A 7,493-nucleotide genomic window follows, 5' to 3' on the forward strand; every position below is an offset into this window, starting at 1 on the left:
TGTGCGAGAACGGCCAGTTCAATAGAATATTACACCATTATTTTACAAATATCATTCGTAAATTCTACTGGGTCACTGATTGGTAATCCTTCAATCAATAGTGCTTGATTGTATAATAACTTGGTATAGAGATCTAATTTTGATTTATCGTTTTCAAATGCTTCTTTTAATGATTGGAAGACTTCGTGATTGTTATTGATTTCTAAGACCTTATCCGCTTTGATATTTTGGTTATTCGGCATCGCAGCAAGAATTTTTTCCATTTCAATCGATATGTCCCCTTCAGTTGCCAGGCAGACCGGGTGGGACTTTAACCTTTTTGAAATCCTTACATCCTTCACTTTATCCGCTAAAATGGTTTTCATATAGTCAAAGAGCTCTTTATTTTCCGTTCCTGTTGATTCGGAATCGTCCTTGTTTTCTTCCGCTTCGATACCCAGGTCACCACTTGAGATCGACTTGAATTCTTTTTCTTTGTAGGTCATTAACATTTTGATTGCGAACTCATCGATATCCTCAGTGAAATAAAGAATTTCATAGCCTTGTTCAGAAACGAATTCGGCCTGTGGTAATTTTTCAATTCGTTCAATCGATTCACCGGAAGCGTAATAAATATATTTTTGATCTTCTGGCATCCTTGATACATATTCATCTAACGTAACCAGTTTCTTCTCTTTAGAAGAATAGAACATGATCAGGTCCTGTAATAATTCTTTGTTTGCACCAAAGTCATTATAAACTCCGTACTTTAACTGACGACCGAAGGATTGATAAAATTCTTCATACTTTTCTCGTTCTTTTCTTTGAAGGCTTAGTAATTCGCTTTTGATGTTTTTGTTAATGTTTTTAGCGATCAGCTTCAATTGGCGATCATGCTGCAGCATTTCTCTTGAAATGTTAAGAGATAAATCTTCGGAATCGACCATCCCTTTAACGAAACTGAAATGGTCTGGAAGCAAGTCAGCACATTTTTCCATGATCAGAACCCCATTGGAATAGAGTTCTAAGCCCTTTTCAAATTCTTTCGAATAGAAATCGAACGGAGTTTTTTCAGGAATATATAGGATTGAATTATATCTAATGGTCCCTTCAACACTGATATGGATATGTTTAATTGGCTTGTCAAAACCGTAGCGTTTTTCTTTATAAAAGTTCTCGTAATCTGCATCGGTAAGCTCGCTCTTATTTTTTTTCCAAATCGGAACCATGCTATTGATAATTTCTACTTCTTGATAATCCTCGTATTCGGACTCACTGCCTTCCTTGAGTCTTCTGTTGGTAACATCCATTTTGATTGGATAACGGATGAAATCTGAATATTTCTTGATAATCGCTTTTAAGCGATATTCCTCTAAATACTCATCATAGTTTTCATCTTCACTATTTTCTTTAATCTTTAAAATAATTTCTGTCCCAACTGAATCTTTTTCTACCTGCTCAATCGTATATCCATCAGCACCTGTGGATTCCCATTTAAAAGCCTCATCGCTATCTAAATTTTTACTAATCACAGTAACTACGTCAGCAACCATAAAAGCAGCATAAAAACCTACTCCAAACTGACCGATAATGTCATAGCCATCTTTTAATTCGTTTTCCTTTTTAAATGCTAGGGAACCACTTTTGGCAATCGTCCCAAGATTTGTTTCCAGTTCTTCCTTGGTCATCCCAATCCCTGTATCGATAATCTTAAGTGTACGGTTTTCTTTGTCAGCTTCCAATTTAATATAATAATTGGATTGGTCAAAACTTAAAGCATCGTCAGTTAAGGCTTTGTAATAAATTTTATCAATGGCGTCACTGGCATTCGAAATTAACTCTCTTAAAAATACCTCTTTGTGAGTATAAATGGAGTTAATCATCATCTCTAGTAATCGTTTAGATTCTGCTTTAAATTGTATCTTCGACATAGAAAAAGCCCCTTTCTATTCTTAATATGTAAAAACTGATTTAGATTGTCTAAAAAGTAAATCAGCACCTATTAGCACTCTCACCACCTGAGTGCTAATCCATATATTTAAATATCATATTTCACGTTGTCGTGTCAATAAGTATCTATTTTTATTTCACAAATCTTTTAACAAAGTGAAAAAAAGCCACCAATAAAGGCAGCTTATTCTTCCGTTTTATGAAGTGCGTTTTTACCAAACTGCAATCTCGTTATTGACCCGGAGCATTGCTGCCTCATGACCACTACGATCTTCTTTTTTTAATGAAACCTCTAACCTATCATCATTATCGAATGTTAAAACAATATTTTGATCACTAATAATTTTCGACTTCTTTACTTGATGGTTAATAAGAGAACATAAAGAATCTCGATATCCTAACGAGGCGCTTTCAAAATATCGGCCATTCACGACAGAAACTGGCAATGAATATGTAGTCAAGGTTCCATTAATCTGTTCACCTTCAAAATAAAACTGCAAATAATCTCTAATAAAAATGACTGAGCTAACTTCTGTATTTTCTATGGTTTTAATAAACATGGTTAACCTCCGAACTTCGGCATATTAATACGCTTTTCTCCCTAATGTGAATATGAAAAAAGGCAGCAAACCCAACTCTCATTTAAATTAAAAACCAACTATTTAATTAAGTATTTATCTAATTCTGTAATACTTAATCCTTTTTTATTTACGCATTTATTGATGAGTTCAATTTCATAGTTCAACGATTTGGACAGTATGCCATTTTCAATTTTTTTATTAATATGATAAAGAAATTGTGCAAGTACATCGAGCGGTAATTTATCATAAAAGTTAGCCAATTTCACACCTACCATTTTGGGAACTATTTTTGTATAACATATCATATTACTTGACTTTTTAAATGTGCGATTTATGAAAATATTATGTCAATTTTACATTTAGACCTAAATTGAGTGGTACTGATCCATTCTTCTTCCTTATTTCTAAAATCATTTCACTTCTACACATTTCTTTTATAATTAGTTTTTACATAATTGACATATTCGTAACGATATTGACATATATTTTATCAATCGCATCGGAAGGAGGGTAAACCAAATGGATAATCGAATTTTTTTATTACTTGCTACAATTTTATCTGGTTTCGCACTTATTAGAGTTCCTTTAGCTGATTCATTTCTTGAAAGCGTTTCCCCAATCACTGATATCATCGGTATACTAACTGTTCTAATCTTCTCACTCGTCTTAATTTATAAAGGAGTTAGAAGTTTGTTCAGTAAGTAAATATGGTTATGGAAAGCACTCTATAAGGGTGCTTTTCCTCTTTCAATTAAATGTTAGCCAGGTCCTAAAATAAATTCAAAATTTTTGCAATCAATATTTATTAAAGGGAGATTTACAATCCAAAACTGATTGATAGGAGATTCTAAAATGAAAAAAGATACATACTCGATGGATTTTGTATATCCATTGAATAACTCATTTAAAATTCTCCTCTTTTTCTTATTTATTTTGAATCAGTACTGAATATGACGGTATCCTTTTTTGAAAACACAAACAGCTTTTGCCCAAAATAGTTTAACAGCGTGTACAAACAGGTGCCTATTAGGACTGAGATATCGGTTTTAACAAACGGACTGAAGAACTCATTTTTGTTTAGAATCCATTCAACAAAACTTCTTCCAATTTCATAAGAAATGAAATAGCAGCCCAAGATAACAACAATAAAGCGGATAGCACTCTTTGAGACTGAATCCTTGCTTTTGAACGTAAAATTTCTATTTAAAATAAAACTAACAAAGGCTCCAATCGAATTGCCAACAAAAGTGGCGATCCAATAGGACTGTCCAAGTAGATGTAAAAGAAGATACATAACGGATAACCCAACCACCGTATTAACAATTCCTACTATAATAAAGCGAACGAATGAAAATTTCATAGCTTCTCCTATTTTTCAACTGCTGCCTTTTGCAGTTGTTCCACTAATAAACGCGAGTATAAGTCTTTTTCAACGGCATATCTTGGCCGTCTTTTAACCTCATGATAGATTTTACCGATATATTCTCCAATAATACCAATACCTAACATTTGTAAACCTCCAACAAACCAAATGGAAATAATTAAAGAAGTCCATCCGGATTCGGTACGACCTAATATTTCTTGGGTTATCGCATAGCCCTCTGCTATTGCACTTATTAACACTGCCAAAAATCCAATAAATGTGACAAATCGAATCGGGGCGACACTAAAGGATGTCATTCCATCAAATGCGAAGGCAAGCATTTTCTTTAGTGGGTATTTTGATTCTCCAGCAAATCTCTCTTTTCTGTCATAGTAGACCTTTGTGGATTTATAACCTACAAGTGGAACAAGTCCACGAAGAAATAAGTTTGTTTCTTTATATTTTAATAGCTCATCTAAAGCTCGTTTACTCATAAGACGAAAATCTGCATGGTTTGGGACAAGTTTAATCCCCATTCTTTCCATCATCCGATAAAAACCTAAAGCAGTTGTCCGCTTAAAATACGTATCCGACTCTCGGCTATCCCTTACACCATAGACAATATCCTGTCCTTCCCAAAACTTTTCAATAAATTGATGGATGACCTTAATGTCATCCTGCAAATCCGCATCGATTGAAATGACACAATCCGATTGCTTAGAGGCTATCTCTAATCCAGCTAAGAGTGCATTTTGATGACCAACATTTCTAGCAAGCTTCAATCCTCTTATATTTGGATTTCTTTCATTTTCCACTTCAATTAATTCCCAGGTCCGATCCCTGCTGCCATCGTCCACAAAGAGGATCTTGCTGTCTATTGAAATAAGCGACTCCTCCATTAATTCAAATAAAACAGAAGATAATTGTGCCGACGTTTCAGCTAATACTTCTTCTTCATTAAAACAAGGGACCACTATTGTTAGCACCGGTTTATTCATTTGGAATCACTCCTGTAACCACATTATTTGACTTGGTAAAGGTAAATTTTCCAAGCAGAATCTCTTTGCTCAAAGGCCTTTTTGAATACAAGTCCATTTTCATCCGTATTTAAGATAGGGACTGCTGAGAAGATATATTGTCCGCCCATCTTTTTAAATACTTTTGTATTAAGTTGTAAATGGTCGATCTTTACCTTTGAATCTTTTTTAAAATCATATTTTTTTCCTAATTTTGCGACAAAAAGATAACATCTGCCGCCCCATTCATCGAAGTATTCCTTCAAGGTAGGACTTTTATCTAATTCTTTCGAAATAATTTTCCGAAACTCTCGTTTATAAGCTAAGGGATAGAAATTATTATAGGTATCAAGTGTATAAAAACCATTATATTGAGCAATCGCTGGGTGGAGTCCTATACTTGCCACCCTGTAACTACTTTGTGGTTTACCGATATATTTTTTAATTTCATGAAATTGGCTTGTCGCATAGAATTGCTTTACAGAGGGCTTTCCAGCACTTCTGTAGACAATTTCATCATTTGCTGCAAACAAGACTAAAATCTGAACAATGAGACATATTTTAACAAATCTCCGCCAATTCTTTCCGAACCTCCAAAGTAAATAGGAACCAACTGCAAACATAAGATAAATAATTAAAGGTCTTAGGAAATGAAATCTTGCAAAGTTGAATGTATTTAGAAGAGAGACACGTTCCTTTAGCGGCTCCCAGCCTTTATAAAACCAAAAAGCATACCAAACGGATAAAACGATATTAAACATGAAAAGATAAAGATAGCGATTTTCTAACCAGTCTCTTTTTTTATTTTTCAACATCCATAGAACTAGAAAAGAAAGAGGGACGATTACTAAGGTGTGAAGTGTTAATACATGTGTATGGCCTAAAAAATAGTTTTTAAAAACTAATCGAATGGTGCGCCAAAAGCCAAGTTTTGAACTAACAAAATCATTTCTGCTGGTTGGTGCATCAGGAAACACTAACGAGTAAACAAGTCGATACTCTATCAGTAAATAAATAACTGTCATTAGTGCGATACTGGAAAAGAAGAGCCAATTGCTTTTTCTTTTTACGAGAAAATCTCTTAACCATAGCAATCCCATGAAAAATAAAAGAAGAAAAATCCTAACACTAAACTAGAATAGAAAGGTAACAATATAAGAGTGAGCCACTCTTTCCAGGTATGTTTACCCTCTCTAATATTCAAAAAAGCCCATAATGCAAGTGGCATTCCCAAAGTACTAAGCATACCGGACGGCCAAAATGGGGTCAGGGCAAAAGCCACCGATACCCAAACACGGATAGGGTAAGCCTCTTTTTCTTTTACAAAATGATTCTTTAGAAGAAGATACATGCCTAAAAAGGCAAACACTCTTGTGATAGTTTGGCTTATAGAATACGCAAGCATCGAGGGAAACAGGTTATGCAGCCATTGTATCCCACTGAACTCCGTACCAAAGGCATTTCTAGGCAGGCCATTAATAATTTGCGGGAGAGTACTATTGATCCCGCCAAACAATTGGCCACTATCCTTCAACACTTTATACCAGGCAATGTTCGAATCTAAATTATCATGAACCCTTATATGGGCGTTTTCGCCTAAAATGAATAACGGCGAAACGTAAACTATCAATAAAAGTGTTGCAAAGTATATATGCTTTTTCTCTTGATTAGCGTTTTTCCAAAAATTAAACATTTTTTCACCGCATTATATAAATTTCTTCGTAAACTAATATCATCGTTTGCTTCATTTATGGCATTTGCTACCTGTTAATGTACATCTCCAAATTATCAGACAGCTTAAGAATTACAATGAATTTCCTTTTTACTCCTTTACTTTATATCTTTCTATATTCGATGACCACTTACCAAAAGTTTCAATATATTGATACAGGTAAAGTATAGTCTGATAACCTAAAAATTGTATTAATACAATATTAAAAGTTAATTAAAAAATCGATAGTAAAGGGATTAGTGTTCCTAAAGTCGAAACAGTAGATTGATAGAAAAAGAAGGATCTGAGTGGTTATGTCCTGACTTGTATTTGCTCTACTTTCAGCTACATCAGCTGCATTAGTCTCCGTATTTGGAAAATTAGGTTTACAAAATATTGATGCCAACACTATGATGGCCATTAGGGCCATAATTATGGCAATCTTTTTAATGGGAGTGTTCATTTTCGAGGGGAATTTAGGTGAAATCCCGGTAATTATCGGGGAAAAGCTTAGTTTGGTAAATGTAATTGGCATAGCCCTTATTGCTCTCAGCGTGATCATGACAGCATGGCATTAGTTTGTCTATTTCGTACTCTTTCGGACACTTATTCATAATAAACTCTCTGCTTGTTTGCTCAAAAAAAGGTTGCAGAAGCAACCTATTCTTTTTAATTCATAAGGCAAAAATCATGATTCGTTGTACAACCGCAGCTCATTAAATAACCCCCAAGGATTTTATCAGTTAAATTAACAATAGCATAGAAACATATCAATCCATGGGTCTAAAAGTAAACATATTATGAACCTATCCAATTTACCCTTCTATGTAACTCTCTTTCATTTACCGGGGATGCTCATTTTTTCGTTACTTTGTCAATGTAACCCTCTTTCA

Annotated in this window: 6 protein-coding genes and 1 pseudogene; 2 read left to right on the forward strand and 5 right to left on the reverse strand. The window is 34.2% G+C overall.

The window, feature by feature from the left end:
- Window positions 1–29: 29 nt before the first annotated feature.
- Both htpG and COE25_RS20400 read right to left on the reverse strand, forming a co-directional pair.
- Window positions 30–1,910 (reverse strand): molecular chaperone HtpG, encoded by a 1,881-nt coding sequence (gene htpG / locus COE25_RS20395; RefSeq protein WP_098933911.1) that lies wholly within the window; start codon window positions 1,908–1,910, stop codon window positions 30–32.
- Window positions 1,911–2,141: 231 nt separating this feature from the next.
- Entirely contained in the window at window positions 2,142–2,489 is a 348-nt protein-coding gene (locus COE25_RS20400; RefSeq protein ID WP_098933912.1) for a hypothetical protein, read from the reverse strand.
- 540 nt (window positions 2,490–3,029) lie between these two features.
- Between COE25_RS20400 and COE25_RS20410 the strand changes: the two genes are divergently transcribed.
- Window positions 3,030–3,215 carry a hypothetical protein gene (locus COE25_RS20410; protein ID WP_088087053.1) on the forward strand — a complete coding sequence of 62 codons (186 nt, stop codon included), beginning with the start codon at window positions 3,030–3,032 and terminating at the stop codon, window positions 3,213–3,215.
- 223 nt (window positions 3,216–3,438) lie between these two features.
- Here COE25_RS20410 and COE25_RS20415 read toward each other — a convergent pair whose 3' ends face one another.
- The 3 genes and pseudogenes from COE25_RS20415 to COE25_RS20425 form a co-directional block, all read right to left on the reverse strand.
- Entirely contained in the window at window positions 3,439–3,870 is a 432-nt protein-coding gene (locus COE25_RS20415) for a GtrA family protein (protein WP_098933913.1), read from the reverse strand.
- Between the two features lie 8 nt (window positions 3,871–3,878).
- Complete coding sequence (locus tag COE25_RS20420; protein ID WP_098933914.1) at window positions 3,879–4,871, reverse strand: glycosyltransferase family 2 protein; 993 nt, start codon at window positions 4,869–4,871, stop codon at window positions 3,879–3,881.
- Between the two features lie 23 nt (window positions 4,872–4,894).
- A pseudogene (locus COE25_RS20425) lies at window positions 4,895–6,582 on the reverse strand (DUF6044 family protein).
- Window positions 6,583–7,034: 452 nt separating this feature from the next.
- Here COE25_RS20425 and COE25_RS31230 point away from each other — a divergent pair.
- Window positions 7,035–7,178, forward strand: coding sequence for a hypothetical protein (locus COE25_RS31230; RefSeq protein WP_218964334.1), 144 nt, complete (start codon window positions 7,035–7,037; stop codon window positions 7,176–7,178).
- The last annotated feature ends 315 nt before the right edge of the window (window positions 7,179–7,493 follow it).

Origin of the sequence: Bacillus sp. AFS031507 (assembly GCF_002584635.1) — a bacterium.
Taxonomy (GTDB): Bacteria; Bacillota; Bacilli; order Bacillales; family Cytobacillaceae; genus Neobacillus.